Genomic DNA, 25,098 nt, shown 5'->3' on the forward strand with positions numbered 1-25,098 from the left:
TAGGAGCTGCCGAAGGCTGCGATGGCGCTGGCTCAGGATAAAGGCTTCGCAGCCTTCGGCAGCTCCTACAGAAAAAGCATTTCCAGTTCAAATGATTGCAGTGTGCTTGATAAGACTGCCGACTATTACCGCTGCCCCCGAAACTGTCTGGGCGACTGGCCCGTGCAGCGTTTGAAGAATCGGGAAAAGTACGCGGGCTCTGAAAACCCCAACCGGTCCGAAATCTGATTGATAGTCAGGGTGGTGTAAACCAGATCGCGTTTGGCTTCCAGCAGCAGACGTTGATTGATGATCTGCAAAGCCGACTGATCGGTCAGCCTTCGACACAGACTGTTCAGCCAGGCTGCGCTGATATTCAGTTGTTCAGCGTAGTGTTCGATAGAACAGTGCTGGCGGAACTGCTCGCCCACCAACCGGGTAAATGCCTGCAAATGCTCGCGGCCTTTTTCATGGGAAGCCATCACGGACGAAGACAGCGCACTGCTGCGCCGATCCAGCCAGATCGACAGCATGGTAATCAGCGCATGGAGCATGGAGTCCCGTCCGGATTTATGCTGCGCGTACTCTTCACTGATCGCAGTAAACAACGGATCCAGCTGCTTGCGCTCTTCACTGTTCACGCCATAACAGTGGGCGACGTTCAACGGTAAAGACGCCAGCGACGCATTCAATTGTTCCGCCAACGGCTGCGCCAGGCTGAGGATGTAACCCTGAATGTCCGGGGCAAAACTGAAGCGATGCACGCTCAATGCCGGAATCACCTGCAACGTAGCGCTTTCCACCTGACGGGTGACACCTTCGACATGCAGGGTGGCCTGCCCGGATTGCACATAAAGCAACTGCACAAGATCGCTGTGGGAGTGGGTTTGTATTTCCCAACCGTGCAGCTGACTGCGCTCTGGTATCGACTCGCAATGCAACAGGTCGGGAGTCGGCCAGAGCGTGGTTTCCCCGTAGAGCTTGAAGACCGGGACACTTTCAGCCGCTGGACCACGCATGTTTGCCCCCATCCACGAGTTATGAAAAGTCCAGAAAATGCAGCGAATAATGTCTTCTTCTTCGGATAACAGCCACTAAAAATACAGGACAGATAAAAACAACATATAAAAAAGGTTCTGCCATGAAAACCCAGATCGCCATTATTGGCTGCGGGCCGTCCGGCCTTTTACTCGGTCAATTGCTCCAGCAGGCCGGTATCGACAACGTCATCGTCGAACGCAAAAATCCCGGGCATATCCTCTCTCGAATCCGCGCTGGCGTGCTTGAACAAGGCACCGTAGACCTCCTGCGCGAGGCTGGCGTCAGCCAGCGTCTGGACAGCGAAGGCCTGCCCCATGACGGTTTCCAGCTGGCTTTCGACGGGCGCACCGAACGTATCGATCTGCATGGCCTGACCGGGGGCAAGCACGTCACGGTCTACGGCCAGACTGAGGTCACCCGAGACCTGCTGGAAGCCCGGGACGCAGCGGGCGCTGTCAGCTTCTTCGATGCCAGCAACGTTGTGCCTCATGATATGAAAACAGATGCCCCTTATCTGACTTTCGATCACGAGGGCCAGGGCATCCGTCTGGATTGTGAATACATCGCCGGGTGCGACGGATTTCATGGCGTCTCGCGGCAATCGATCCCTGCTGAAGCAGTCGAGGTATTCGAACGGGTTTATCCGTTTGGTTGGCTTGGCGTACTGGCGGACACCCCGCCCGTCAGCGAAGAGCTGATCTACGCTCGCCACGAACGCGGTTTTGCCTTGTGCAGCATGCGCTCGCCCACACGTACCCGGTATTACGTCCAGGTGGACGCAGAGGAGAAGATCGAGGATTGGCCGGATGAGCGGTTCTGGGATGAACTCAAGCACCGTCTGCCCGGGGATGTCGCCAATCGCCTGGTCACTGGCCCATCAATTGAAAAGAGCATCGCCCCGCTGCGCAGCTTCGTGGTCGAACCGATGCAGTATGGCCGACTGTTTCTGCTGGGTGACGCCGCGCATATCGTACCGCCCACCGGGGCCAAGGGCCTGAACCTGGCGGCCAGCGACGTCAATACGCTGTATCGCATCCTGCTCAAAGTGTATCGCGAGGGCCGCACCGATCTGTTGCAACGTTATTCGGAAATTTGCCTGCGTCGGGTGTGGAAAGCCGAGCGATTTTCCTGGTGGATGACCTCGATGCTGCATCGCTTTCCGGATAACGACTCGTTCAGCCAGCGTCTGCAACAAACCGAACTGGATTACTTCGTTGGTTCCGACGCTGGCCGTCGCAGCATCGCGGAAAATTATGTGGGCCTGCCGTTCGAGGATATCCACTGAACCGGGACGCTTTGAACGGCCCGGTGTAGCGCGCTGCACCGCAAAGCAACTGAAAATCAAGGGAAAATCAGTATTTTTGTGGCTGTTCATTTCGTGATCATTGGCCAAAAACCGCAGCCCATATGGCTTTGGCAATGTTATCCACAGACATACCCCCACTTTTCGTGGACAACTTTTGTCTGGTTTTGTGAAGTGCATTCAGGGAGGCATAAGCGCCTCTGATTGGCAATGCAAAATCTGTACGGAGTCCTCAGGCAAAGCTGACACTGCACTGTCGCTCAGCAAACCGGGTTCTGTAGGAGCGCGGTCTGGGCCGCATCCGGACGATCCGGTACGTCAGCGAAAGTTATATCGCCTGACCAGACGCAATCGCGGGCAAGCGCGCTCCTACAGCGGAAAGCATTCCAGTTCGAATCGCGAGCAAGGTTTCGCGCCACACCGATCAGTGTTACAGGATCGGTGTGGCTGCGAGGCAGAGCCACTTTAAGCCTGCGTCTTGTACCGCAACCAGACCCCGCCCTCGTCCTGAACCTCGGCCGACACCAGTTTCAGATAAGCCGGCTGCTTCCAGGCCTCGGTCGATACCTCAAAGGAGGCTGGATGCTCGTCTCGGCCGTCGATCAAAGGCAGCAGCAAAACGCTGACTTCGTCCACCAGCCCGGCATTCAGGAACGAACCGCTGACATGGGGTCCACCTTCAACAATCAGACGCTTGCGACCCAGTTCGCTGGCGAGGATGTCGACAACTTTATTCAGGTCGATGTCAGTCTTGCCGCCAAAAATGTAGGACACATTGATGGATTGCAGATACGCAAGGTAATCGTCTTCCACGGACTCGCAGACCACTTCGACCACATGGGAACCCAGCGCCTGGTTGCTCTTCCAGGCTACTTTGCCGTGTGGATCGATGGAGATGGCGTAAGTTTCTGCATTGCGGTCAGCGAAATGATGGGTACGTGGCACCGGGGATTTGGCCAGCCCACGAGGGTAATCGTCGCCGTGAGAGATTTCCTGCATGGTCACGCGGCCGCAGATCCAGGCATCGAAATTGAACGTCTTTGCCAGCTCCTCATAGAGATCGCCAGCGGCATTCTTGAAAGGCCGCTCCCAGCCATCAGTCAGGGCGTGGCCGTCCAGGGAGGACATCATGTGGCAGATAACATAAGGCTTCATGGTAGTGCTCCGGGCAGGTGACTTCGCCAGACAATGGCGTTGTATTACCGACCCGTAGCGTTTGGGGATAGTTCGATTGACGACGGTGCCAACGTCATCGGAGCCTTCGGCATCTCTTATCCAACAACGCACAACCCGATGAATTCAAGAGCAACTTCCTGTAGGAGCGCGCTTGGTCTGGGCCGCATCCGGACGATTCGGTCTTTCATTCGATAAATATATTGCCTGTGCTGACGCAATCGTCCGGATGCGGCCCAGACCAAGCGCGCTCCTACAGGTCTCCGGTCGCTGCGCGACAGCGTGGTGTCAGGGACATTGGTGTATTCCTACAAGTCAGTTCGCGGTGCCTTGGACACCGCGAGTGGCCCATCAAAGCTTGAACTTGCCCACCATGCTTTGCAGGTGCACACCCAACCGCGCCAGCTCAACGCTGGACGCTGCGGTCTCTTCACTGGCGGCGGAGGTCTGCTCGGAAATATCCCGGACATTGAGCACGCTGCGGTTGATTTCGTCGGCCACGGCCGTTTGCTGTTCGGCTGCTGCGGCGATCTGCTGATTCATCAGCTCGATGGATGAAACCGAACGTGTGATGCTCACCAGAGAGGTAGCGGCACGTTGAGTCAGCTCTACGCTGCTGTCGGTCAGCGAGCGGCTGTTTTCCAGAATCGTCGCAACACGCTGAGTACCAGTGTGCAACCCGGTGATCAGGCCTTCGATCTCTTCGGTGGAGGTTTGGGTACGTTGCGCCAGGCTGCGGACTTCGTCGGCTACCACGGCAAAACCACGACCGGCTTCACCGGCACGTGCCGCTTCAATGGCAGCGTTGAGAGCCAGCAGGTTGGTTTGCTGCGCCACCGACTTGATCACGTCCAGCACGCTACCGATCTTGTCGCTTTCGCTTTTCAGATCGTTCATGGCGACGGTGGAGTGGCTCACTTCTTCAGCCAGTCGACCAATCTGTTGCATGGCCTGGGTCACCACTTCATCGCCCTGCTTCGCTTCGCGGCTGGCGTTGATGGCGGCTTCGGAAGCTTCTTCGGCGTTGCGGGCGACTTCCTGCACCGTAGCGGTCATTTCGTTCATGGCCGTGGCGACCTGATCGGTTTCCACCTTCTGGCTATTAACGCCCGCGCTGGTTTGCTCAGTCACCGCCGACAGTTGCTCGGCAGCACTGGCGATCTGCACTACGCCATCACTGATACCGCCAATCAGATCACGCAGTCCCACGGTCATGCGCTGCATGCTGGTTTGCAACTGGCCCAGCTCGTCTTTACGAGTCACCGCCATGTTATGACTCAGGTCACCGTTGGCGACGAACTCGGCATTGCGCAGGGTTTCCATCAGCGGCGAGACGATCAGGCGAGTGATCACCCAGGCAGCCAGGATGCCGAACAACAGCGCAGCGATGGTTGCGCCCGCCAGGAACATATTGGCGTCATTTACGTCGTTGGTGCGCAGCACGATCTGGTTGGCAGTCATTTTCTTGCTGGCTTCCAGCAAGCGGGTCACGTCATCCGTCAAGGCAATCTGCGCCTGTTGGGCCTTGGTCACGCTTTCGCTGAACTGCCCGATCGCAGCCCGAAAGGCGACCAACGCCTGGTCAATGCCCTGAATGGCTTGAGGTGAAGCCTGATTGAGGTTCTTCAGGTTATTCCGTGCGGCATCCACAGCGGCGAGTGCTGGTTGCAGGTATTCAGGCTTGGTGCTGTAGGTGTAAGTCTGGGCGTGAGAGCGTGCCTGTTGAATGAGGCGATTCTGCGCGGTCATGGCCCGGGCCTGAGGATCTGCCTCGCCCGCCTGATCCTGAAGTTTTTCCAGCTCGGCGATCATCGTATCAACCTGAGCGCTGATCGAGCCGCGCGCCGCTTCACGACTTTGGGTTGCCTGAACGAAATCGTTGAAATGAGTTTTGTAGACCGTTACAGCATCACTGACTTCGCCAATCAGACCCAGGCTGGCACCGGTAACAAAAAAGGTTTTCATCTCGCGGGTCTGGTTTTCCAGCTTGGTGATGTAGCTGGTGACCGCAGCGGCACGTTCGGCATCCGGGTTGAGCATGTAGCTCAGCCGGGCGATGCGCAGGTCGCGCGCCTGCTCATTGAGCGTCGCGATAGATGCCACCTTGTTGCCACGCTCGGTCAACGACTGTAGACCGGACCAGCCGGTAAAAGCGATTAAACACGTGAGGATCAGCACCAGAGCGAAGCCTAGTGAAAGTTTTGCTTTGACACTGATATTCGCCAGTGTTGTGTTAATCGCTGTGAGCATGGAACCGTCCGGGAATGATGAGGTTGATGAGGGCGGCCCTGCTCTCTTGGATGCGCATCCATTTTGCGCGACATCAAAATGACATCATTCCATGATAAACGTTTCAGCACTGGATAAAATAAGCTTCAAATGACAGACGGCCGGTTAGCAGGTGCTACCGGCACAACATCGTGTTTTGCGGGGGATATAGCGGGGATAGACGGGTTTACGGGTATTGATTACGAAATATTTCTACGCTGCCGCAGCAACCCGCGTCTGCAGGTCGAGCGTGACGCCGATCAAGCGGGCAAAGATTTCCAGCGTCTGAATCAAATCCGGATCATCCAGCCTGGCAGGCAATGGATCAAGGGCGCAAAGCGTGCCGAAAAATGCCCCGTCAGCCAGGATGATCGGCAACGACACATAGCTTTCGAAACCATACTGTTTGGGCACAGGATGGTTCACGAAACGCGGGTCCTCACTGACTTTTGAAATCACCACGGCGGCGTGATGCTGACGAATTTCCTTGCAGATGGTCGCTTCGACGTCCAGCTCATCGCCTGGAGTGACGCCAAACTGAATTTCATCGTGGACAGCGCAGGCAATCCAGCGCTGGTCGGTGACCCGGGCAATGGCCGCAAAACGCAGCGACGTCAGTCGCGTCATCAGGCGCAAAATATTGGAAGTCGCTTCGACCTCGGCGATCGCTGCGACTTCAGCATCAGTCAATTGGATGGCTGTCACGTATGTGTACTCGTATGGTTCGGAGTCCGGACGTAAAAGTGAGCTCCTTCACAAAACGCCAGGCGGTTGCGCATCCTACGTTGGCAGTCCCCTGCCGGGCAACTGCCTGTGATGCCGCACCCTGCCCGCCTAGCGTCGCTCCTCACGAATAAACGCCTCGCCTAACGCCCCCGGCTGATTGCCTGAACCTGCGGCCTTTGCGTTTTTATCCATTGCCACCCAGATCATGACCATCAGCGTGACGGCATACGGTGTCATCAGCACGAAGTACTGCGGCAGGCGAATACCGGTGGACGCCAGCTGCGGGATCAGCGCCTCGATGCAGCCAAACAGAATGGCACCGGCCAGCGCGCGCCAAGGCGACCAGCGTGCGAAAATCACCAGCGACACCGCAATCCAGCCACGTCCGCCGGTCATGTCGGCGATCCACATCTTGGTGCTGAGCACCGAAATATAGCCGCCTGCCAGGCCGATCAACGCTGCGCCCGCCAGAATCGCAGCCAATCGATAACCCAGAACAGAGATACCTGCCGCGTCCGCCGCCTGAGGATTTTCACCAACGGCTCGCAAGCGCAGGCCGGCATTACTGCGATAAAGAAACCAGACGACAGCGAAAAAAATAAGTGGAGTCAGGTAAACCAGCGGGTTTTGTACAAAAATCTTTCCGATAAGCGGCAACCCGGAAAGTGGCCAAAGTGCCACTGCGGCCAGCCCGGTTACAGGTTGGTTGGTCCATTCAAGCAAGGTGCCAAGCAATCCGGTCAGTCCCTGGCAGAAAAACACCAGAGCAAGCCCGGCGATGACCTGGTTGATACGCATCACCAACACCATCAGGGCGAATAACAGCGACACCACACTGGCAGCGAGCATGGCCATGATCAGCGAGATCATTGGCGTGCTGAAGCTTAGTTGGGCGCCGATCGCCGCCAGCGCACCAACCAGCATCAGGCCTTCGGCACCCAGCGCAAGAACCCCGGCACGCTCGGTCAGAATCAGGCCCAGGGCCGCCAGTGCGAATGGCACCGCAAAGTCAGGGGAATTGCCCAGCCAGTTGGCAATCATGTCCATCACTGCTCTCCCGTTTGAATCAGTCGCATGCGATGACGAATGAAAAAGTCTGACGAGGCCACACAGATCACCAGAATGGCCTGGATCAACTGCACCATGGAAAACGGGATCTGGTAGAACACCTGCAAACTGCGTCCGGCCACGAATAACAGCGCAACCAATAAAGCGACGATGGTGGCCGCCACAGGGTTATTGCGCGCCAGGAAGGCAATCAGAATTCCGGAAAACCCATAGCCCTGATAGAACGACTGAGTCAGGCGGCCTTCCTGCCCGGCGGTGACGATAAATCCGGCAATCCCGGCCAGTGCCCCGGAGAGCAGCACCGTGCCGATGATCATTTTGCGCACCGGCACGCCGACGGCATCAGCGACTCGCGGATTGGCATCAACGAAACGCAGGTACAGGCCCGCCCGGGAAATACCGATAAACCACAGCGCGAAAACAGTGACGATGATTGCCAGCACAATCGCCGCGTTGTAGCCATCGAGCAGATCAGGCAAGCGCTCAAAGCTTCGGAATGCCGGGGAGTATGGAAAGTTGTCACGAGGATCTTTCCAGTTGCCGTAAAGCAGATGCAGAAGGAAATTGGCGGCGATGTAGTTGAGCATCAGGGTCGAGATGATTTCGTTGACCTTGAGACGCAGCTTGAGCAGCACGGGCGCGAGGGTCCAGAGCACGCCGCAGATCATTGCCGCCGCCAGCATCAACGGTAGCCGAATCGACGGCGGGCCGACTTCGAACAACGAAATCGCAGTAGCGCCAATGCCGCCCCAGATCATCTGACCTTCGAGGCCCAGGTTCCAGAACCGCGCACGAAACGCCATGCACCCGGCCAGCCCCACCAGGATCATCGGCGCGGCCTGAAACAACACCGCTTTGAAATTCTGCGGGTCCAGCACGGTCAGCACGACAAACTCATTGAGCAGTTCTTCTGCCGGAACACCCGCGCCCACCAGAATTGCCGCCGAGATGGCCAGGCCAACCACCAATGCCAGGGCAATCACCAACGCTTGCCAGTACCAGGCCAACTGTTGACGAATTTCCAGCGCATAGCGGCGCGAAAGCAGTGGCTGACGTCGTGCAGGCTTTTGAGTCGAGGATTGCAGTGTCACGTCAGTCATGACTCACCATGGCCTTGCCTATCGCCTGGCGATCCGCCGGGCGTTCGAATTCTGCGACGATCCGGCCGCTGTTCATGACCCCGATACGGTCGGCCAGCATCAGCACCTCATCAAGGTCTTCACTGATCACCAACACCGCCGCTCCGGCATCCCGGGCGGCCCGCAAACGACCGTGCACCGCAGCGGTCGCCTTGGCATCCAGCCCGCGACTGGGACTGTGTACCAGCACCAGTTGAGGGTCGCGGCTGAATTCCCGGGCGATTACCAGTTTTTGCGCATTACCACCGGACAGCAGCGCGGCTTTCTGCTGCAGGGAGCGAACTCCCTGCACGTCGAAAGCGCTGATAGCGGCGCTGGCATCTTCATCCATGCGCTTGCTGCGCAGGCGAAAAAAAGAGCCGTAACGACCGCTGTGGATCTGCCCGATAGCAAAGTTCTCGGCCACGGACAGCGAGCCTGCCAACGCTGCGCCGTAGCGGTCGGCGGGAATCGAGGCGATGCGCAGGTCCCGACGTTGCTCGGCGGATGCGCCGCACAAATCGCCAAAACCCTGCAGCAGCATTTCGCCCTCTACCGCTTGAGGCAGGCCCATCAAGGCGTTGGCCAACTCACTCTGGCCGTTACCACCCACCCCGGCGATGCCATAAATCTGCCCGGCATGCAGGGTCATATCGACGCCAGCCAACGGTTCCTGACCCGCTACAGAGCGCAGATTGCGCACCACCAGTTTTGCCTCGCCCGCCGGGGCTTGGGGATGCTCGGCAAGGGTCTGCGATTCACCCACCGTCAAGCGCACCAGTTGCTCGACCGATACGCTTTGCGGATCAAGGGTTTCCACGGTTCGACCGCCACGCATCACCGTCACCCGGTCGGCATAGCGTTTGACGTCAGCCATTTTGTGCGTCACCAGAATCACCGCCGCGCCCTGCCGTGCGAAAGACTGCACGGTCGCCAGCAAGCGTTCGGCTTCCTGATCGGTCAGCACGGCTGTGGGTTCGTCGAGAATCAGGATCCGCGCACCGGCCAACAACACCTTGAGAATCTCCACCCGTTGCTGTTCTGCAATCGAAAGATTTTCGATGGTCTGGCGCGGATCAATGGCAAAGCCCAGTTCCTGGGCCTTGGCGCTGATCTGCTTTTCGAGTGTTTGCAGACGTTTGCTGTAGCTGCCCTGCCCCACAGCGTCGGGCAGGCCGAGCAGAATGTTCTGGGCAACAGTGAAAGGTTGCACCAGCTTGAAATGCTGGTGGACCATGCCGATGTGGTAGCGACTCGCGTCCTTGGGGCCGCTGAGCCGCACCGGGTTGTCATCAATCAACAGCGACCCGCTCTCCGGCGCATACAAACCGGCGGCGATGTTCATCAGCGATGATTTGCCCGCGCCGTTTTCGCCAAGCAGCGCATGCACTTCACCCCATTTGCCGGTGAAGTGCGCGTCAGTCAAAGCCTTGAAGCCGTCGAAGGATTTGCTGATGCCGGTGAGCTGGATCGCGTTCGCCTGACTCATTGCTGAGAAGCCACGCCTTTGACGAACCAGTCCATCTTCCACAAGTCGGCATCAGGCATGCTCTTGCCCGCCGCGATTCGCTCCTTGCCATCGCGATCACTCATCGGGCCGCTGTAAATGATCTTCTGCCCCTTCATCAACTCGTCGCGAGCGGCCTCGATCTTTTGCTTATTCTCGGCAGAAATATGCTCGCCCGCTGTCAGCGTAATGTCTGTGCCACCTTGCTCCATGGACAGCAGCGCGCCTTTTGGATCAGGCACCCAGTTACCGGCAATGATTTTCTTCAATTCAGGAGCCAGAAAGCGATCCCAGACCCAGGCCGAAGAACAAACAGTGGCCTTGGGGGCGAACTCACTCAAGTCACGGTGGTGGCCGGTACCCAGCACGCCGCGCTCCTGGGCGACGATTTGCGGTGTTGGACTGTCCACGTGTTGGCCGATCACGTCGGCGCCGTTATCGATCAGGGCCATGGCAGCCGCGCGCTCTTTGACAGGGTCATTCCAGGCGCCGGTGTAAATCACGTTGACCGTGGCATTCGGGTTGATCTGCTGCGCGCCCAATGCAAAGGCGTTGACGGTCCAGTTGACCTGACCGAAGGGGTTGGCGGCGACAAAGCCGAGTTTGCCGGTCTTCGAGGCTGCGCCCGCCGCCATGCCGCACAGGTACTGACTTTCGTAAGTACGGCCGTAGAAGGATTCCAGATTTGGCGCATTGGTCGTGCCGGAGCCGTTGAGGAAAGCGATCTTCGGGTATTTCTTCGCCAGATCGAGGAAAGTATCGGAGTAGCCAAACGCGGTGCCGATGATGACGTTCGCTCCCCGGGCAATCAGTCGATCAACCACGGGCGTAATTGCAGCGGCGTTTTCCGGCACGCTTTCCACGTACTGGATTTTGGTACCCAGCTCTTTCTCCAGCTTGACCCGCGACTCATCGAACGCCTGAGTCCAGCCACCATCATTGCGTGGGCTGATATAGACCATGGCGATCTTCGCCGGCTTCTCCAGGGTCAAGCCCTCTGCCGATGCGCCGTGTGCCAGACCCAGCAATATTGCAGCACCCAAGGTTCGCTTAAGAAATCTGTTGAGCATTGTTGATCATCCTGATGAATGGCTGAAGGGACAGGGTTGGGAGGGTCAGAGCATGAAGTTGATACGGAACACGTTCTGCTCAGGGTCGAGTAGCACCGCCTGGTACCAGTTGTAGTAAGTCAGATAAGGCGCCTTGATCAGGGTCGCGCCTCTGGCCAGCGCCAAGGGCACCAGCCGATCTACATCGGCCTGCCCGGCGACATCAATGTTCAGTAAAAACTTCACACCGCTGGCCGAACAGTAATCGCCAAGACCCAATAGCTCGTAGGCTTCAGGAGCATTGAAGCCAATGCACGATTTGCCGGTATCGAGACCACGAAAGATCGGCGAGCGAATCGCCTCCACTTCCTTGAAGTCGAACAGGTCGGCGTAGAAGCAGCTCAGGGCGACGATGTCTTTGGCAAACACATTCACATAAGAAAGCGTGTTCATCAGGCCACCTTGCTGCCGCCGAAAGTGGTCTGCTTGACGAACTTCGACAGCAGATGATCGCCCGACGTAACAGCGGCGTGCAGTGGGGTTTCGCCTTCAGCCAGGCAACCCGGCAGGCACTCGATCACTGCGTCGTAATTAGGCTGATGAAAAAACACCAGCGACTGGCGCCGGTTGTCTGAAACGCTGTCCTGGGGGGGATTGACCACTCGATGCAAGGTAGAAATCCAGCGATCGTTGGTCCACAGCATCATCAAGTCGCCGATATTGACCACGAAACTGTCCTCGACATAGGGCACATCGACCCACTCGCCTCGCTGATTACGCACCTGCAAGCCGCCAAGTGCGCTGTCCGGACGAACGATGGTCATGCTGCCGTAATCGGTGTGCGCACTGGCACGCATTTGCCCGGCTTCAACCTCGCCCTTGATGTCCGGGTAACTCAGGCTGCGAAACATACTGATGTGGCGGTCAATGGTGCTGTCGAAATAGTGCTCATCCAGCTCCAGCGCCAGTGCGAAAATACGCATCATTGCCGCAGCGAGCTCACTCATTGCGGCGAAGTACTCGCAATAAGCTTCCTGAAAACCAGGCAACAGATGTTCTGCAGGCCAGACATTGGGCGCGAAGTGCGAACCGGCGACGGCATTGTGGTAGTAGTCATCACCAGGCACGTGGGTGGGGCCAATGGAAAACGATTCCTTGAGATCGCCGGGTGCACTTTCTTCCAGCGAATAAGACAGGCTTTCCTCGGCGATTGCGCTGTAACCGCGCACCATCTCCGGGCTCGGCCGATCGACTTTGCGCTTTTGCTCAAGGGGCAGATCAAAAAACTCACGGGTCAGTCGAGACACGCGCTCAAGCAGTTCAGGTGAAATCTGATGGTGTGTGATGACCAGAAAACCAATGTCCCGACAAGCCTGATTGACCTGACGAGCCACAGCAGCCTTGCCCTCGGGGTGGCCGGAAAAGAACGGTGCAAGATCGATGATGGGGACGGATTGCAGGGTCATACGAGTAACACCTCTCTCGACACAGCATTGAACATGCACCGGTTGCCCGGCCCTGATATGCAGGAGAGAAAAGCAGTAACTGTGCCAGTCTTTGAATAGCTATAACTTTCAGGTGTTTAGCGTTTTAAGCAGATAAAAACAGATCAAATGGTCCGAAGCAGAGCACTTGGTTTGGGCGGGACGAGCACGAAAAGCGGGCATGGGGGCTGAAGACGGATCAAGGGTTGAACGGGCTGAAGTCGATTGATCGCAGATCATGTCGATCGCAAATCGGAACCTGATCACGCAGTGAAGAACAGCTATCAAAATCTTTTTGCATCAAATACGATGCGAATCACGCTATAAATTATTTATGCACCGTATAGGATGCAATTTTAAGTGAATGAATTAGGTACATTGATCAGAAATCTGCGCAAGAGCGCTGGCCTTTCGCAAAGCCAACTCGCAGACCGGCATGGCATGAGTCGAGCGACCATTTCCGGCATTGAGAACAACACTATCCTCGAGGTCGGCATTCGCAAGGTTGCGGCAGTCCTTGAAGGCTTGGGCTATGAATTGACTGCGACCCCCAAACGTCGACGCAAGACCCTTGATGAACTGAAAGCGGGAAACGTCCATGAATAGCTCAGCAAGTGAAAGGCTGCACATCGGCGCAGGGGGAGTCGCTGCCGGAACTCTGGGGCGTGGTGGAAAAAACAATCGCGACTCGATTTTCTCCTATAACCAGCCACTGACCGAAAAGGACGCCGTGTCCTTGACCATGCCAGTGCGCCTGGAGAGCTACAACTGGGAGTACGGAATCCATCCGCTATTCGAGATGCACCTACCCGAGGGGCATCTCAAAAATGAACTCACGCGGCGCTTCAGCAAGTCGGTGCGCGGCTTTGACGACTTCGCATTGCTGGGCATCGTCGGTCCACATCAGCTCGGGCGCATCAGCATCGCCCATGCCGCCAGCGACGAGCCGCTTCCCGAGATCAATCTTTCCGAATTGTTGATCTACGACGGGGCGGAAGACTTGTTCGATAGCCTCATGAAAACTTACGCCGCCTACTCAGGCGTATCAGGCGTTCAGCCAAAAGTACTGATCCGCGAAGCTGACGAGAAGGAAGGCGAAACTGGACGAATTACCCATCGGCGTGCCACGCACATCGTTAAAACATTCCACGAACCGGACTTCCCCCAACTGGCCGCCAATGAGTTTTTCTGCATGCGGGCAGCATTCCATTCCGGTCTTCAAGTACCTGAAATCCAGCTTGGCCGCCAAGGAAGATTACTGGTCGTGAAACGCTTCGACGTCGCTGACAGCGGCTACCTCGGATTTGAAGACATGTGCGTGCTGTCAGGCTGGGGGACAGTCAAGAAGTATGACGGCAGCTATCAAGGGTGCGCCAGGCTGATCCAGTCTTATGTCACGCCGTCCCGTGTTACTAAAGCACTGGAGGACTTCTTCATGATGGTCGCGCTTTCTGCCGGTATCCAGAATGGTGACGGGCATTTGAAGAATTTCGGGTTGCTCTATGAAAACTGTGCCGAGGACGCAGACATCTGGCTCGCGCCAGCTTACGACCTTGTGACCACCACGGTATATGCAGGAAACGACATCATGGGTCTGTTGCTGGGCGGTTCAAAAGCCTGGCCAAAACGCAAGATGCTGGTCCAGTTCGGGCGCACGTCGTGCAGCTTGACCGAGGCACGCTGCGCCGAACTGCTTGGCAGAGTGAGCACTGGCATGAGCCGGGCGATGGCCGAGCTTTCGGAGTACCGCAAGACCCATCCGGAATTCGAGCCGGTGGGAGAAAAAATGGCCACGGCATGGGCGAAAGGCTTGGCCAGGAGCATTGCGCCAGAGTAACCCTGCGATTCTTTTGATCTGGATTTAACGCGGGCAAATCCCATTGATAATCAGCGCCCGGAGATTTTCCAGCGTCTGCGCAAAGAACACCGGATCATCAAGCGTCTTGCCGGTCACCGCGTTAATCTGGCTGGCGAAGTCCGCATAGTGCTGGGTGGTGGCCCACAGCGAGAAGATCAGGTGATGCGGTTCAACCGGTGCCAGTTTGCCCGCCTCTATCCAGCCCTGAATCACCGAGACCTTGGCCTCGACGATATCGCGCAGTGGCTGCTCCAGCTCAGCCAGCATCAACGGCGCACCCTGAATGATCTCCAGACAAAACAGCCGCGACTCGGCGGGATGGTCACGGGACAATTCCAGCTTGACCCGGATGTATTCGCTGATTGCCTCGACCGGATCCTGCTCTGCACTGAACCCGCGCAACGGTTTCAGCCATACATCCAGTAACTGGCGCAGCACACTGGTATAGAGCTCTTCTTTGCTGGCGAAGTAATAAAGCAGATTGGTCTTGGACACGTCGGCCATGCTCGCCACCTGATCCAGGCTGGTGCCATGCAGGCCGAAGCGCGAGAAGATTTCCAGAGCAGCGTCCAGAATCGCCGCACGCTTGCCTTCTATCAAACGCATACGCCGCTTGACCGTCGACGCACTGGCCTCGCGCGTGCCCTTGCCTTTGACCACAGGCTTGGCTTTAGCCTTGAGCGCAGGCGCCTTGGGTTTCACCACACGGCTGCGTTTGACGGATTTGGGAGGCGCCACTGGAGGTTCGTTGTTCACATTTACGACCGCATCAACATTGAATACCGGGGCACTTTACCTTGGTGGATGGGGGATAGACCACAAACCGAAGCACGCAATGTCAATGGCACCTCGCTGTCGTGCAGCCAACACTGGACCTGTAGGAGCTGCCGAAGGCTGCGATCGCGGCATATCTGGATGAATGCTTCGCAGCCTTCGGCAGCTCCTACTAAAACCGGACGTCGGTATTCCTGCCCCGTCTGCGTGCACCGCGCACAAACCAAGTGCTCTAATCCAGACCAAATGGTCTGAAATCTACACCATTATTCAATCAACCCTTTGTTTTAAAACAACAATAAAAAGCTGGCCTGCTTCATGCAAAACGTCTTGTGTAGCGTGCTGCCGGACTTCGCCGGGCGCACCGTTCATTGCCACCGCATGCAAGAGGCCTTCACATGGATATTGGAATCTTCATCCCTATCGGTAACAACGGCTGGCTGATTTCCAGCAACGCGCCGCAGTACATGCCGACGTTCGAATTGAACAAGACAATCGTGCAGAAAGCCGAGCATTACGGCTTCGAATTTGCCCTGTCGATGATCAAATTGCGCGGGTTCGGTGGCAAGACCGAGTTCTGGGAACACAACATGGAGTCCTTCACGCTGATGGCGGGACTCGCTGCTGTCACCAGCCGCATCCACCTGTTCGCCACCGTTGCAACCCTGACTATTCCCCCGGCCATCGTGGCGCGCATGGCCTCGACCATCGACTCGATTTCCGGCGGCCGCTTCGGGGTGAACCTGGTAACAGGCTGGCAAAAGCCGGAATACGAGCAGATGGGCATGTGGCCGGGAGATGAGTTCTTCTCGACACGCTATGAATACCTGGCCGAATACGCCCAAGTGTTACGAGACCTGTGGAGCACCGGGCACAGCGATCTCAAAGGCAAGTACTTCACCATGAACGACTGCCGCGTCAGCCCTAAACCTCAAGCTGACATGAAAATCATCTGCGCAGGCCAAAGCGAAGCGGGCATGGCGTTTTCTTCGCAATACGCCGACTACAACTTCTGCTTCGGCAAGGGTGTGAACACCCCGATGGCTTACGCGCCAACCGCTGCCAAGCTGATCGAGGCCAACGAAAAAACCGGCCGCAACGTCACGTCCTGCCCGCTGTTCATGATCATCGCCGATGACACCGATGAAGCCGCCCGCGCCCGCTGGGAGCACATCAAGGCCGGGGCTGACGAGGAAGCTATCGCCTGGCTCAGCGAAAAAGGCTCAGCCGACAAGAGCCCCGGCTCGAACATGCGGCAGATGGCCGATCCCACTTCCGCCGTGAATATCAACATGGGCACGCTGGTGGGTTCGTGGGCGTCGGTGGCACGCATGCTCGATGAAGTGGCGAGCGTACCGGGCACGCAGGGCGTGATGCTGACCTTCGATGACTTCGTCAAAGGTGTGGAAGATTTCGGGCAGAAGATTCAGCCACTGATGACCAGTCGCCAACACATCAATCTGCTCAAGGAATCTGCCTGATGAATGCACTTGCCCCTGTCTCAGGCTATGCACCACCACAGTCTACAGAAGCTGCTCGGCAACTTCCCGCAAGCCCCGAACCGCTGAGCATGAAAGCCTGCGAGACGGCCTTGATCGTGATCGACATGCAGAATGCCTATTCGACGCCGGGCGGCTATCTGGACCTCGCGGGTTTTGATGTGAGCAGCACCGGACCGGTGATCGCCAGCATTCAGAAAGCGCTGGTCGCAGCGCGCGCCGCAGGCATGCCGGTGATTTTCTTCCAGAACGGCTGGGACCCGGATTACGTCGAAGCCGGCGGCCCGGGTTCGCCCAACTGGCATAAATCCAACGCGCTGAAAACCATGCGCAAACGCCCCGAGCTGCAAGGCCAACTACTGGCCAAAGGCGGCTGGGACTATGAGTTGGTGGACGAACTGAAGCCACAGCCGGGCGACATCGTATTGCCGAAAACCCGCTACAGCGGCTTCTTCAATACCAACTTCGACAGCGTGCTGCGCAGCCGTGGCATTCGTAACCTGGTGTTCACGGGTATCGCCACCAACGTGTGTGTCGAGTCGACCCTGCGCGATGGCTTCTTCCTTGAGTATTTCGGCGTGGTGCTGGCCGACGCCACGCATCAGGCGGGTCCGGCGTTCGCGCAGCAGGCGGCCCTGTTCAACATCGAAACGTTTTTCGGCTGGGTTTCCAGCGTTGAAGATTTCTGCAGCACGTTCACTCCCAAAACTTCCACTCTCTGAGGAAAGCCCATGACCAAGAAAGCGATCATTCCAGCCGGTACCACCAAGCCTATCGCCCCGTTTGTGCCGGGTTCCATGGCTGATGGCGTGCTGTATGTATCCGGCACCCTGCCCTTCGACAAAGACAACAACGTCGTGCATGTGGGCGACGCAACCGCTCAGACCCGCCATGTGCTAGAGACCATCAAGAGCGTGATTGAAACCGCAGGCGGCACCATGGACGACGTTACGTTCAACATGATCATGATCAAGGACTGGGCCGACTACGCGAAAGTGAATGAGGTCTACGCCGAATACTTCGCCGGGGAAAAACCTGCGCGCTACTGCATCCAGTGCGGCCTGGTAAAACCCGAAGCACTGATCGAAATCGCCAGCATCGCCCACATCGGCTGATTTCACAGGACGCCTGTTCGCAAGAACGGCTCTAGCCGGGAGAGCGATATTCCTGACCACAGCAATGCAGTGAACATAATGACGCCCTCGCGGCTAAAGCCACTCCTACGAAGGTGCGTATGAACGATATCTCCGTAGGACCGGCTTTAGCCGGGAGAGCGATGTTCCTGACCACAGCAATGCAGTGAACATAATGACGCCCTCGCGGCTAAAGCCACTCCTACGAAGGTGCGTATGAACGATATCTCCGTAGGACCGGCTTTAGCCGGGAGAGCGATGTTCCTGACCACAGCAATGCAGTGAACATAATGACGCCCTCGCGGCTAAAGCCACTCCTACGAAGGTGCGTATGAACGATATCTCCGTAGGACCGGCTTTAACCGGGAGAGCGATGTTCCTGACGAAGATTATCTATCGAACGCAATGCCGCCCTCTCGGCCAAGGCCGGTCCTACGAGAGAATGCTATCCACAACAACCGGGCGCTTGAGCGCCTGTAATGGAGTCTTGCATGCACTACGAAATCCTCGGCAACCAGGCCGCCGATGCGCCGACGCTGGTATTGAGTTCAGGCCTGGGTGGCTCGGCCCGGTTCTGGGCACCGCAACTGCCGGTGTTGACCGAACGCTATCGGGTGGTGGTTTACGATCAGGCCGGAACTGGCCGCAGCCCGGCGACCCTTGCCGAGGATTATTCGATTGCGACCATGGCCACCGAGTTACTCGATCTGCTCGACAACATTGACGTACAGCACTGTCACTTCATCGGCCATGCGCTGGGTGGATTGGTGGGGCTGGAACTGGCTTTGCAACGCCCGCAACTGTTGCAAAGCATGGTGCTGATCAACGCCTGGAGCAGCCCGAACCCGCACAGCGAACGCTGCTTCGCGGTGCGCAAGAATCTATTGCGCGACAGCGGTCCGGCGGCTTACGTCCAGGCCCAGGCACTGTTTCTTTATCCTGCCGACTGGATCGCCGAACACAGCGCGCAACTGGCCGAAGATGAAGCCCATGCACTGGCGCACTTTCCCGAGACCAACAACCTGCTGCGCCGGATTGCCGCATTGCAGGCGTTCGATGTCGAAGATCAGTTGCACAAGATCACCACGCCGACCCTGCTGCTCGCCAACCGCGATGACATGCTGGTGCCGTGGCAGCGCTCGCAACATCTCGCGAGCAAGCTTTCAAACGGTGAACTGGCTCTGCTCGAATATGGCGGCCACGCGTCCAGCGTCAGCGACGTCGAGCCTTTCAATCGTGTACTTCTCGATTACCTTGCCAGCCAGGCCTGAGCGGAGAAAAACTCATGCAAGCATCCGAACTTCTTGCTGTCGCCCAGACGTTGCTGCCGATCCCGCAACAGGATTACCGCAATGCCATGGCCGGACTGGCCGCGGCGGTCAACGTAATCACCACCGACGGCCCGCACGGTCGCTGCGGATTCACCGCGACGGCGGTGTGCAGCGTTACCGATACGCCGCCGACCTTACTGGTCTGCCTGAATCGTTCGGCGTCGGTGCATGCAGCGCTGACCGCCAATGCGACGCTATGCGTCAACACCCTGACCTGTGAGCAGCGTGATCTGTCCAATCTGTTTGGCGGCAAGACACCCATGGTTGAGCGGTTTGCCGCCGCGCAATGGGAAACCTGGGTCACCGGCTCGCCGGTGCTGGAAGGTGCCGCGGCCTCGTTTGATTGCCGGATCAGCCAGACTGTAAGCGTCGGCACTCATGACATTCTGTTCTGCGAGGTTCTGGCGCTGAGCCGACAGCAGGATGCTGCGGCGCTGGTCTACTTTGATCGGGGGTATCACGGGTTGAGTGCAGTGGGGTGACAGTTATCTTTACCCGCCGCATAACCGGTAGGAGGCAACTTGTTGGCGAGGCGTTAGTCGAGTTAACACAGCGCAAAAAGCCTCGCCAACAAGTTGCCTCCTACCAGTAACGTGTTTCATCTGAAAAAATCCTGTCACTCAACCCGCTTGATCGACACCACTTCAAAATACTTGTACTTCTCTTTCGCAGCCGCCTTGCGGGCTTCCTGCTCGGCGTCGAAGGTGCTCAGGGTTTTGGCTTCGTGGACGAACAGCGTTTCTTCGCCTTCAAACTCTTTGGTCACCCGCAATGTCACCAGCAGCGCCGGTGACAGGCGCTTGGCTTTCGGGCGCGGTGCCGGTGGTGGAGCCTTGGCGACGGGAGCAGGCGCTGGCGTCGGAGTCGGCTCGGGCTTGAGCTCAGGCTCCACAGGCGCGGGTGCTGCCGGTGAAGGAACATCCAGGCCCAGCGCTCTGCGCATATCGTCTTCGGTCAAACCTGTGCTCATGTGCCGCTTTCTCTGTTTGTCAGTGGTTCAAGGGCGAGATGATCAACAGACACAAGAGAAAAAACAAGTACGGGATTGTACCGTTTTGCTATCAAGCGCCCGTAAGGCTTGAAATAGAGGGCTGCGGGATTGGTCCGTGACAACGTCGTCCGCGTCCACTAGATTATGCGCCCCGAAAGGCCAGTGACTTTTCGCGCCTCAAACCTGAAATAGTGAAATTCAATGCTTGATTCCCAGACAACTGAATCCGTGACCTCCGCCAAGCTCGAGTACGAAAACTCTATCGGTCTTTCACAGCACGCACCTCAGGCCAAGACCATCAGCGAGATGGTGCTTGATGCGTTCCAGACCGCCAAGGAAAGCGACGAAATTCGTCAGCTGCGCGCCGCGATCCGTGCTGCGCAGGACAGTTATGACGATGACAAGGCCTACGAACTGATGGGCGAACTCAAGCGCCTCAAGGACGCCGAAGCGGCCGACAGCCTGGCACTGGCCGATTTGAGCACGCAGTTCCCGATCAGCCGGATCCTGTCCAGCTATAAAGACGATCCTGCCTTTCAAGAGCTGGTCTACAGCCTTGCCCTCAAGGTGCTGAACCAGACTCATCAGGCGATCAGCAACCCGAGCACAGGCAAAAGCAAGGCCGCCCGCGCCAAGAAAGAAGCCGAGGTCTACACCATCAGCAAGGACGGCCAAAGCGTCAGCCTGCCTTTGCGTACCCCGCGCTCCAACCTGAATGTCGACCGTGAAGCCTTTGAATTCCTCGGGTTCACGTTTGTAGGCGAAGGCGACGAAGCCACCCTGCAGGACGAAACATTCACCGATAACGAAGGCAACGAGTTGCCGGTCAATCGCAAGAATGTTGTGACTGCGCTGCAGCAGGGCAAGGCGTTTGAGGGTTACAGCATCGCCTGAGATTTGAAACGCTCTCCCTGTAGGAGTGAGCTTGCTCGCGATCGCAATTGATCAGGCGAGATTCTTTTGACTGATCAATTGCGATCGCGAGCAAGCTCACTCCTACAGTCGATCTGGCGCGGTGTCATGGACACCGTGCCGTTATGCTCTAAGACGCTATCGTCGCCGCCTGATTCCCGCCCTGCTCGGCAATGGCCGACAGCTTTTCATCCGCAGACTTTTCCTCTGTCAGCGTCTCGCCCAATAGCTTGGCAGCGTCTTTCATGCCCAGCTGTTTCGCCATGGCAATCAACGTGCCGTAAGCAGCGATTTCGTAGTGCTCGACCTTCTGGCAGGCACCAATCAATGCCGCATCCAGCACCTCGCCTTTCTCGATCTCCTCCAGCAGCTCCTTGCTTTCCTCGACCAACCCTTCCATGGCTGCGCATTTCATGCGTTTGAGCTTGAGTTCGCTCTGCTCCACCAACTGATCGATTCGTTCGATCTGCCCATAGGTTTCTTCAAGATGCGCCTCAAACGCTTCCTTGAGCAACGGATTGGTAGAAGCCCGCGCCAGACGGGGTAAGGCTTTGGTTATCTGTTTTTCGGCGCTGTAAACGTCGGACAGCTCATGAATGAACAGGTCGGCAACAGTCGTTCTGGTGTTTGTCTTGGCCATGCGGCACCTCGTAGATCGGTTATGAATCGTCGTTGAATTCCCGTGACGTAAACCGCTGCGAAAACACCTGAATGACGCAACCGTCAGTTAGGTGGAGTGGCACCCAAGTGGGCCGTTCAGGGAATCGAAAGCAATGCCGACGAAATGCATACCCGTTACCTGTTGGCTTATCGAGTGGCGAGCCGATCCAGCCTTTATCTCTCACTGAGCACCTGACGCAGAAAAAATTTGCACGACCAATATTATGGTATACCATCATACGCAATACATTCAGTCACCCCATTCGGGAGTCCATCCATGAGTTTCGAAATTCGCAAAATCGTCTGCTATTCCGAAGAAACCCTGATCGAAGGCGGTAAAGCCAGCGACAAGCCGGTGACCATGGTGGGTCTGGCAGTAGTGATCAAAAACCCCTGGCTGGGTCGTGGTTTCGTTGAAGACCTGAACCCGGAAATCCGCGAGCACTGCTCGGCGCTGGGCGAGTTGATGGTCAAGCGTCTGACAGATGCGATTGGCGGTGCTGACAAAATCGAGGCTTACGGCAAAGCCGCAGTCATCGGCGCTGACGGTGAAATCGAACATGCCTCCGCAGTGATCCACACCTTGCGCTTCGGCAACCATTATCGCGAAGCGGTCAAAGCCAAAAGCTACCTGAGCTTCACCAACAAGCGCGGCGGACCTGGTACTTCGATTCAGATCCCGATGATGCACAAGGACGATGAAGGCCTGCGTTCGCACTACATCACCCTGGAAATGAAGATCGAAGATGCGCCTCGTGCCGACGAAATCGTCGTTGTGCTGGGCGCTGCCGATGGTGGGCGTCTGCATCCGCGTATTGGCAATCGCTACATCGATCTGGAACAGCTGGCTGCCGAAAAGGCTCAGCAGTAACCCTCCGTATCAAGCACAGGCCAGGAGCGCTCCATGATTCGGCTTACTGCTGAACGCACCCCGGCCGGGACCAGTTATCTGGCCACCGGCGAAGGCCATCCCGTGGTGTTGATCCACGGTGTGGGTCTGAATAAAGAAATGTGGGGCGGCCAGGTCGTGGGGCTGATGCCTCACTATCGAGTGATTGCCTATGACATGCTCGGCCACGGTGCCAGCCCGCGTCCCGCTGCTGATACCGGGCTGCTGGGCTATGCCGAGCAGTTGCTTGAACTGCTGGAGCATCTGGGTCTGCCGCAAGCCACAGTGATCGGCTTTTCCATGGGTGGGCTGGTGGCGCGCGCATTTGCCCTGCACTTCCCGCAGCACTTATCGGGCATGGTCGTCCTCAACAGCGTATTCAACCGCAGTGCCGAGCAGCGCGCCGGGGTCATCGCGCGTACCGCTCAGGCGGCTGAACATGGACCGGATGCCAACGCCGCCGAAGCACTCTCGCGCTGGTTCAGCCGGGAATACCAGGCCGCCAACCCGGCGCAGATCGCTGCCATCCGCACGATACTCGCCGAGAATGATCCGCAGGGTTACCTGACCACCTACACCCTGTTTGCCACGCAGGACATGTACCGGGCAGACGATCTGGGCAATATCACTGCGCCAACACTGATCGCCACCGGCGAACTGGACCCTGGCTCGACGCCGGAGATGGCTCGCCAACTGGCCTCGCGCATTCCCGGTGCCGAGGTTGCGATACTCGCTGAACAACGACATATGATGCCGGTCGAGTCGCCACGGCTCGTCAATCAGGTTTTGCTGGATTTCCTGCGCAAGGCCGAGGCTCAACACAATCAAGCAAAGGGGATCGTTGCATGACGCTCACTCGCTTTCAGATGTGCATCGACGGGCAATGGGTCGACGCCCTTTCCGGCAAGACTTTTCAAAGCCTGAATCCGGCGCTGGCCCAGCCCTGGGCCGAATTGCCCGACGCCGACGAAAGCGATGTGGACCGTGCGGTTCAGGCCGCACAGCAAGCCTTTGAGAATCCGGCCTGGCGCAAGTTGACCGCCACCGCACGAGGCAAATTACTGCGCCGTCTGGGCGATCTGATCTCTGAAAACAAGGAACAACTGGCGCAGCTGGAAAGCCGGGATAACGGCAAGCTGATCCGCGAAACCCGGGGTCAGGTGAGTTATCTGCCGGAGTTTTTCCACTACACCGCCGGACTGGCCGACAAGCTGGAAGGCGGTACCCTGCCGCTGGACAAGCCGGATCTGTTTGCCTACACCGTTCACGAACCCATGGGCGTCGTAGCCGGGATCATTCCCTGGAACAGTCCGCTGTATTTGACCGCCATCAAACTCGCCCCGGCCCTGGCCGCAGGCAACACGATTGTTCTCAAACCATCGGAGCACGCCTCGGCAACGGTGCTGGAACTGGCCCGTCTAGCCCTCGAAGCCGGCATCCCGCCGGGTGTGGTGAACGTTGTGACCGGTTACGGCCCAAGCACCGGTGCCGCCCTGACTCGCCACCCGTTGGTGCGCAAGATTGCTTTCACCGGTGGCGCAGCGACTGCCCGACACGTGGTGCGCAGCAGTGCTGAAAACTTCGCGAAACTGTCGCTGGAACTGGGCGGCAAGTCACCAAACATTATTTTTGCCGACGCCGACCTGGACAGTGCCATTAATGGCGCGATCGCCGGGATATTCGCTGCGTCCGGGCAGAGCTGTGTGTCCGGCTCAAGGCTGTTGGTGCAGGACGAAATCTACGACGAATTTGTTGAGCGACTCAGCGAACGCGCCAAGCGTATTCGCATCGGCAACCCTCAGGACGATGCCAGTGAAATGGGCCCCATGGCCACGGCACAGCAACTGGCAGTGGTTGAAGGTCTGGTCGCCGACGCCTTGGCAGAAGGCGCAATATTGCGCACTGGCGGCAAGCGCCCGCAGATGGACAGCAACGGCTGGTACTACGAGCCCACCTTGTTCGAGTGTGACCACAACTCGATGAAAATCATGCAAGAAGAAGTCTTTGGTCCGGTCGCTTCAGTGATCCGTTTCAAGGACGAAGCCGAAGCATTGGCCATCGCCAACGACTCGCAGTTTGGCCTTGCAGCAGGTATCTGGACCAAAGACCTGGGCCGTGCCCATCGTCTGGCCCGGGATGTACGTTCGGGTATCATCTGGGTCAATACCTACCGCGCAGTCTCCGCCATGGCACCCATTGGTGGTTTCAAAAACAGCGGCTATGGCCGTGAGAGCGGCATCGATTCGGTGCTGGCCTACACCGAACTCAAGACTGTCTGGATCAACCTGTCGCAAGCACCGATGCCTGATCCGTTTGTCATGCGCTGAGCTTTAGT

Annotated in this window: 25 protein-coding genes; 12 read left to right on the plus strand and 13 right to left on the minus strand. The window is 57.4% G+C overall.

Going from position 1 to position 25,098, the window contains the following annotated elements; genetic code table 11:
• Positions 1 to 125: 125 nt before the first annotated feature.
• Complete coding sequence (locus tag K3169_RS19130; protein WP_122708811.1) at positions 126 to 998, minus strand: helix-turn-helix domain-containing protein; 873 nt, start codon at positions 996 to 998, stop codon at positions 126 to 128.
• A gap of 122 nt (positions 999 to 1,120) precedes the next feature.
• On the opposite strand from K3169_RS19130, the gene pobA reads away from it, so the two are divergent.
• The gene (pobA, locus tag K3169_RS19135) at positions 1,121 to 2,305 is read left to right on the plus strand and encodes a 4-hydroxybenzoate 3-monooxygenase (RefSeq protein WP_122708812.1); all 1,185 of its coding nucleotides are present in this window, start codon (positions 1,121 to 1,123) and stop codon (positions 2,303 to 2,305) included.
• A gap of 483 nt (positions 2,306 to 2,788) precedes the next feature.
• Here pobA and K3169_RS19140 read toward each other — a convergent pair whose 3' ends face one another.
• The 9 genes from K3169_RS19140 to K3169_RS19180 form a co-directional block, all read right to left on the minus strand.
• Complete coding sequence (locus K3169_RS19140) at positions 2,789 to 3,478, minus strand: dihydrofolate reductase family protein (RefSeq protein WP_263267463.1); 690 nt, start codon at positions 3,476 to 3,478, stop codon at positions 2,789 to 2,791.
• Between the two features lie 369 nt (positions 3,479 to 3,847).
• On the minus strand, positions 3,848 to 5,746 hold the full coding sequence (locus tag K3169_RS19145; protein WP_263267464.1) for a methyl-accepting chemotaxis protein: 1,899 nt from the start codon (positions 5,744 to 5,746) through the stop codon (positions 3,848 to 3,850).
• Between the two features lie 231 nt (positions 5,747 to 5,977).
• The gene (locus tag K3169_RS19150) at positions 5,978 to 6,469 is read right to left on the minus strand and encodes a GAF domain-containing protein (RefSeq protein WP_231667092.1); all 492 of its coding nucleotides are present in this window, start codon (positions 6,467 to 6,469) and stop codon (positions 5,978 to 5,980) included.
• A 129-nt stretch (positions 6,470 to 6,598) separates the two neighbouring features.
• A complete protein-coding gene (locus tag K3169_RS19155; protein ID WP_027898853.1) occupies positions 6,599 to 7,537 on the minus strand; it encodes an ABC transporter permease in 939 nt (312 codons plus the stop codon).
• Positions 7,537 to 8,658, minus strand: coding sequence for an ABC transporter permease (locus K3169_RS19160; RefSeq protein ID WP_122395302.1), 1,122 nt, complete (start codon positions 8,656 to 8,658; stop codon positions 7,537 to 7,539). Before K3169_RS19160 ends, K3169_RS19155 begins: the two co-directional genes overlap by 1 nt.
• Complete coding sequence (locus K3169_RS19165; RefSeq protein WP_263267467.1) at positions 8,651 to 10,165, minus strand: ABC transporter ATP-binding protein; 1,515 nt, start codon at positions 10,163 to 10,165, stop codon at positions 8,651 to 8,653. The genes K3169_RS19160 and K3169_RS19165 overlap by 8 nt, the downstream gene beginning before the upstream one ends.
• Positions 10,162 to 11,253 carry a BMP family ABC transporter substrate-binding protein gene (locus K3169_RS19170; RefSeq protein WP_027898850.1) on the minus strand — a complete coding sequence of 364 codons (1,092 nt, stop codon included), beginning with the start codon at positions 11,251 to 11,253 and terminating at the stop codon, positions 10,162 to 10,164. Before K3169_RS19170 ends, K3169_RS19165 begins: the two co-directional genes overlap by 4 nt.
• 45 nt (positions 11,254 to 11,298) lie before the next feature.
• The gene (locus K3169_RS19175; protein ID WP_122806027.1) at positions 11,299 to 11,685 is read right to left on the minus strand and encodes a glyoxalase; all 387 of its coding nucleotides are present in this window, start codon (positions 11,683 to 11,685) and stop codon (positions 11,299 to 11,301) included.
• Entirely contained in the window at positions 11,685 to 12,698 is a 1,014-nt protein-coding gene (locus K3169_RS19180; RefSeq protein WP_122395299.1) for an isopenicillin N synthase family dioxygenase, read from the minus strand. Before K3169_RS19180 ends, K3169_RS19175 begins: the two co-directional genes overlap by 1 nt.
• A 378-nt stretch (positions 12,699 to 13,076) precedes the next feature.
• Between K3169_RS19180 and K3169_RS19185 the strand changes: the two genes are divergently transcribed.
• Together K3169_RS19185 and K3169_RS19190 are read left to right on the plus strand one after the other, a co-directional pair.
• Positions 13,077 to 13,322, plus strand: coding sequence for a helix-turn-helix domain-containing protein (locus K3169_RS19185; protein WP_263267469.1), 246 nt, complete (start codon positions 13,077 to 13,079; stop codon positions 13,320 to 13,322).
• A complete protein-coding gene (locus tag K3169_RS19190) occupies positions 13,315 to 14,553 on the plus strand; it encodes a type II toxin-antitoxin system HipA family toxin (protein ID WP_263267471.1) in 1,239 nt (412 codons plus the stop codon). The genes K3169_RS19185 and K3169_RS19190 overlap by 8 nt, the downstream gene beginning before the upstream one ends.
• A 24-nt stretch (positions 14,554 to 14,577) precedes the next feature.
• Here the strand turns inward: K3169_RS19190 and rutR are convergent, their stop codons facing one another.
• Positions 14,578 to 15,330 (minus strand): HTH-type transcriptional regulator RutR, encoded by a 753-nt coding sequence (rutR, locus tag K3169_RS19195; protein ID WP_122395296.1) that lies wholly within the window; start codon positions 15,328 to 15,330, stop codon positions 14,578 to 14,580.
• 416 nt (positions 15,331 to 15,746) lie between these two features.
• On the opposite strand from rutR, the gene rutA reads away from it, so the two are divergent.
• From rutA to rutF, 5 genes are all read left to right on the plus strand, one after another.
• Positions 15,747 to 16,829, plus strand: a complete 1,083-nt coding sequence (gene rutA / locus K3169_RS19200; protein ID WP_027898844.1) for a pyrimidine utilization protein A — start codon at positions 15,747 to 15,749, stop codon at positions 16,827 to 16,829.
• Positions 16,829 to 17,569, plus strand: coding sequence for a pyrimidine utilization protein B (gene rutB / locus K3169_RS19205; RefSeq protein WP_122806031.1), 741 nt, complete (start codon positions 16,829 to 16,831; stop codon positions 17,567 to 17,569). Before rutA ends, rutB begins: the two co-directional genes overlap by 1 nt.
• Before the next feature lie 9 nt (positions 17,570 to 17,578).
• Positions 17,579 to 17,962: a pyrimidine utilization protein C gene (gene rutC, locus K3169_RS19210; RefSeq protein ID WP_027898842.1), complete on the plus strand. Its 384-nt coding sequence runs from the start codon at positions 17,579 to 17,581 to the stop codon at positions 17,960 to 17,962.
• Between the two features lie 509 nt (positions 17,963 to 18,471).
• A complete protein-coding gene (gene rutD / locus K3169_RS19215) occupies positions 18,472 to 19,251 on the plus strand; it encodes a pyrimidine utilization protein D (protein ID WP_263267475.1) in 780 nt (259 codons plus the stop codon).
• Positions 19,252 to 19,265: 14 nt separating this feature from the next.
• On the plus strand, positions 19,266 to 19,793 hold the full coding sequence (rutF, locus tag K3169_RS19220) for an NADH-dependent FMN reductase RutF (protein ID WP_263267477.1): 528 nt from the start codon (positions 19,266 to 19,268) through the stop codon (positions 19,791 to 19,793).
• Between the two features lie 134 nt (positions 19,794 to 19,927).
• On the opposite strand, the gene K3169_RS19225 is transcribed toward rutF, so the two are convergent.
• A complete protein-coding gene (locus K3169_RS19225) occupies positions 19,928 to 20,281 on the minus strand; it encodes a hypothetical protein (protein ID WP_122395292.1) in 354 nt (117 codons plus the stop codon).
• Between the two features lie 222 nt (positions 20,282 to 20,503).
• Between K3169_RS19225 and K3169_RS19230 the strand changes: the two genes are divergently transcribed.
• Complete coding sequence (locus tag K3169_RS19230) at positions 20,504 to 21,196, plus strand: hypothetical protein (RefSeq protein WP_099270765.1); 693 nt, start codon at positions 20,504 to 20,506, stop codon at positions 21,194 to 21,196.
• Positions 21,197 to 21,344: 148 nt separating this feature from the next.
• Here the strand turns inward: K3169_RS19230 and K3169_RS19235 are convergent, their stop codons facing one another.
• Positions 21,345 to 21,854, minus strand: a complete 510-nt coding sequence (locus K3169_RS19235; RefSeq protein WP_099270764.1) for a ferritin-like domain-containing protein — start codon at positions 21,852 to 21,854, stop codon at positions 21,345 to 21,347.
• A 297-nt stretch (positions 21,855 to 22,151) separates the two neighbouring features.
• Between K3169_RS19235 and K3169_RS19240 the strand changes: the two genes are divergently transcribed.
• Genes K3169_RS19240 through K3169_RS19250 form a run of 3 tightly spaced genes read left to right on the plus strand, consistent with a single transcriptional unit; the run spans position 22,152 to position 25,090 of the window.
• Positions 22,152 to 22,745: an amino acid synthesis family protein gene (locus tag K3169_RS19240; RefSeq protein ID WP_027898836.1), complete on the plus strand. Its 594-nt coding sequence runs from the start codon at positions 22,152 to 22,154 to the stop codon at positions 22,743 to 22,745.
• 33 nt (positions 22,746 to 22,778) lie between these two features.
• Positions 22,779 to 23,612, plus strand: a complete 834-nt coding sequence (locus K3169_RS19245; protein ID WP_122395290.1) for an alpha/beta fold hydrolase — start codon at positions 22,779 to 22,781, stop codon at positions 23,610 to 23,612.
• Complete coding sequence (locus tag K3169_RS19250; protein ID WP_263267480.1) at positions 23,609 to 25,090, plus strand: aldehyde dehydrogenase; 1,482 nt, start codon at positions 23,609 to 23,611, stop codon at positions 25,088 to 25,090. The genes K3169_RS19245 and K3169_RS19250 overlap by 4 nt, the downstream gene beginning before the upstream one ends.
• Positions 25,091 to 25,098 lie beyond the last annotated feature (8 nt).

This window comes from Pseudomonas phytophila (assembly GCF_025643095.1).
Classification (GTDB): domain Bacteria; phylum Pseudomonadota; class Gammaproteobacteria; order Pseudomonadales; family Pseudomonadaceae; genus Aquipseudomonas; species Aquipseudomonas quasicaspiana.

Coding starts and splice junctions, on each gene's coding strand:
- K3169_RS19250 (WP_263267480.1), top strand. CDS start 23,609: ATGACGCTCACTCGCTTTCAGATGTGCATCGACGGGCAATGGGTCGAC.
- rutA (WP_027898844.1), top strand. CDS start 15,747: ATGGATATTGGAATCTTCATCCCTATCGGTAACAACGGCTGGCTGATT.
- K3169_RS19190 (WP_263267471.1), top strand. CDS start 13,315: ATGAATAGCTCAGCAAGTGAAAGGCTGCACATCGGCGCAGGGGGAGTC.
- K3169_RS19155 (WP_027898853.1), bottom strand. CDS start 7,537: ATGGACATGATTGCCAACTGGCTGGGCAATTCCCCTGACTTTGCGGTG.
- pobA (WP_122708812.1), top strand. CDS start 1,121: ATGAAAACCCAGATCGCCATTATTGGCTGCGGGCCGTCCGGCCTTTTA.
- K3169_RS19145 (WP_263267464.1), bottom strand. CDS start 5,746: ATGCTCACAGCGATTAACACAACACTGGCGAATATCAGTGTCAAAGCA.
- K3169_RS19235 (WP_099270764.1), bottom strand. CDS start 21,854: ATGGCCAAGACAAACACCAGAACGACTGTTGCCGACCTGTTCATTCAT.
- rutC (WP_027898842.1), top strand. CDS start 17,579: ATGACCAAGAAAGCGATCATTCCAGCCGGTACCACCAAGCCTATCGCC.
- K3169_RS19160 (WP_122395302.1), bottom strand. CDS start 8,658: ATGACTGACGTGACACTGCAATCCTCGACTCAAAAGCCTGCACGACGT.
- rutB (WP_122806031.1), top strand. CDS start 16,829: ATGAATGCACTTGCCCCTGTCTCAGGCTATGCACCACCACAGTCTACA.
- K3169_RS19245 (WP_122395290.1), top strand. CDS start 22,779: ATGATTCGGCTTACTGCTGAACGCACCCCGGCCGGGACCAGTTATCTG.
- K3169_RS19240 (WP_027898836.1), top strand. CDS start 22,152: ATGAGTTTCGAAATTCGCAAAATCGTCTGCTATTCCGAAGAAACCCTG.
- K3169_RS19230 (WP_099270765.1), top strand. CDS start 20,504: ATGCTTGATTCCCAGACAACTGAATCCGTGACCTCCGCCAAGCTCGAG.
- K3169_RS19170 (WP_027898850.1), bottom strand. CDS start 11,253: ATGCTCAACAGATTTCTTAAGCGAACCTTGGGTGCTGCAATATTGCTG.
- K3169_RS19225 (WP_122395292.1), bottom strand. CDS start 20,281: ATGAGCACAGGTTTGACCGAAGACGATATGCGCAGAGCGCTGGGCCTG.
- K3169_RS19130 (WP_122708811.1), bottom strand. CDS start 998: ATGCGTGGTCCAGCGGCTGAAAGTGTCCCGGTCTTCAAGCTCTACGGG.
- K3169_RS19165 (WP_263267467.1), bottom strand. CDS start 10,165: ATGAGTCAGGCGAACGCGATCCAGCTCACCGGCATCAGCAAATCCTTC.
- K3169_RS19180 (WP_122395299.1), bottom strand. CDS start 12,698: ATGACCCTGCAATCCGTCCCCATCATCGATCTTGCACCGTTCTTTTCC.
- K3169_RS19140 (WP_263267463.1), bottom strand. CDS start 3,478: ATGAAGCCTTATGTTATCTGCCACATGATGTCCTCCCTGGACGGCCAC.
- K3169_RS19175 (WP_122806027.1), bottom strand. CDS start 11,685: ATGAACACGCTTTCTTATGTGAATGTGTTTGCCAAAGACATCGTCGCC.
- rutF (WP_263267477.1), top strand. CDS start 19,266: ATGCAAGCATCCGAACTTCTTGCTGTCGCCCAGACGTTGCTGCCGATC.
- rutD (WP_263267475.1), top strand. CDS start 18,472: ATGCACTACGAAATCCTCGGCAACCAGGCCGCCGATGCGCCGACGCTG.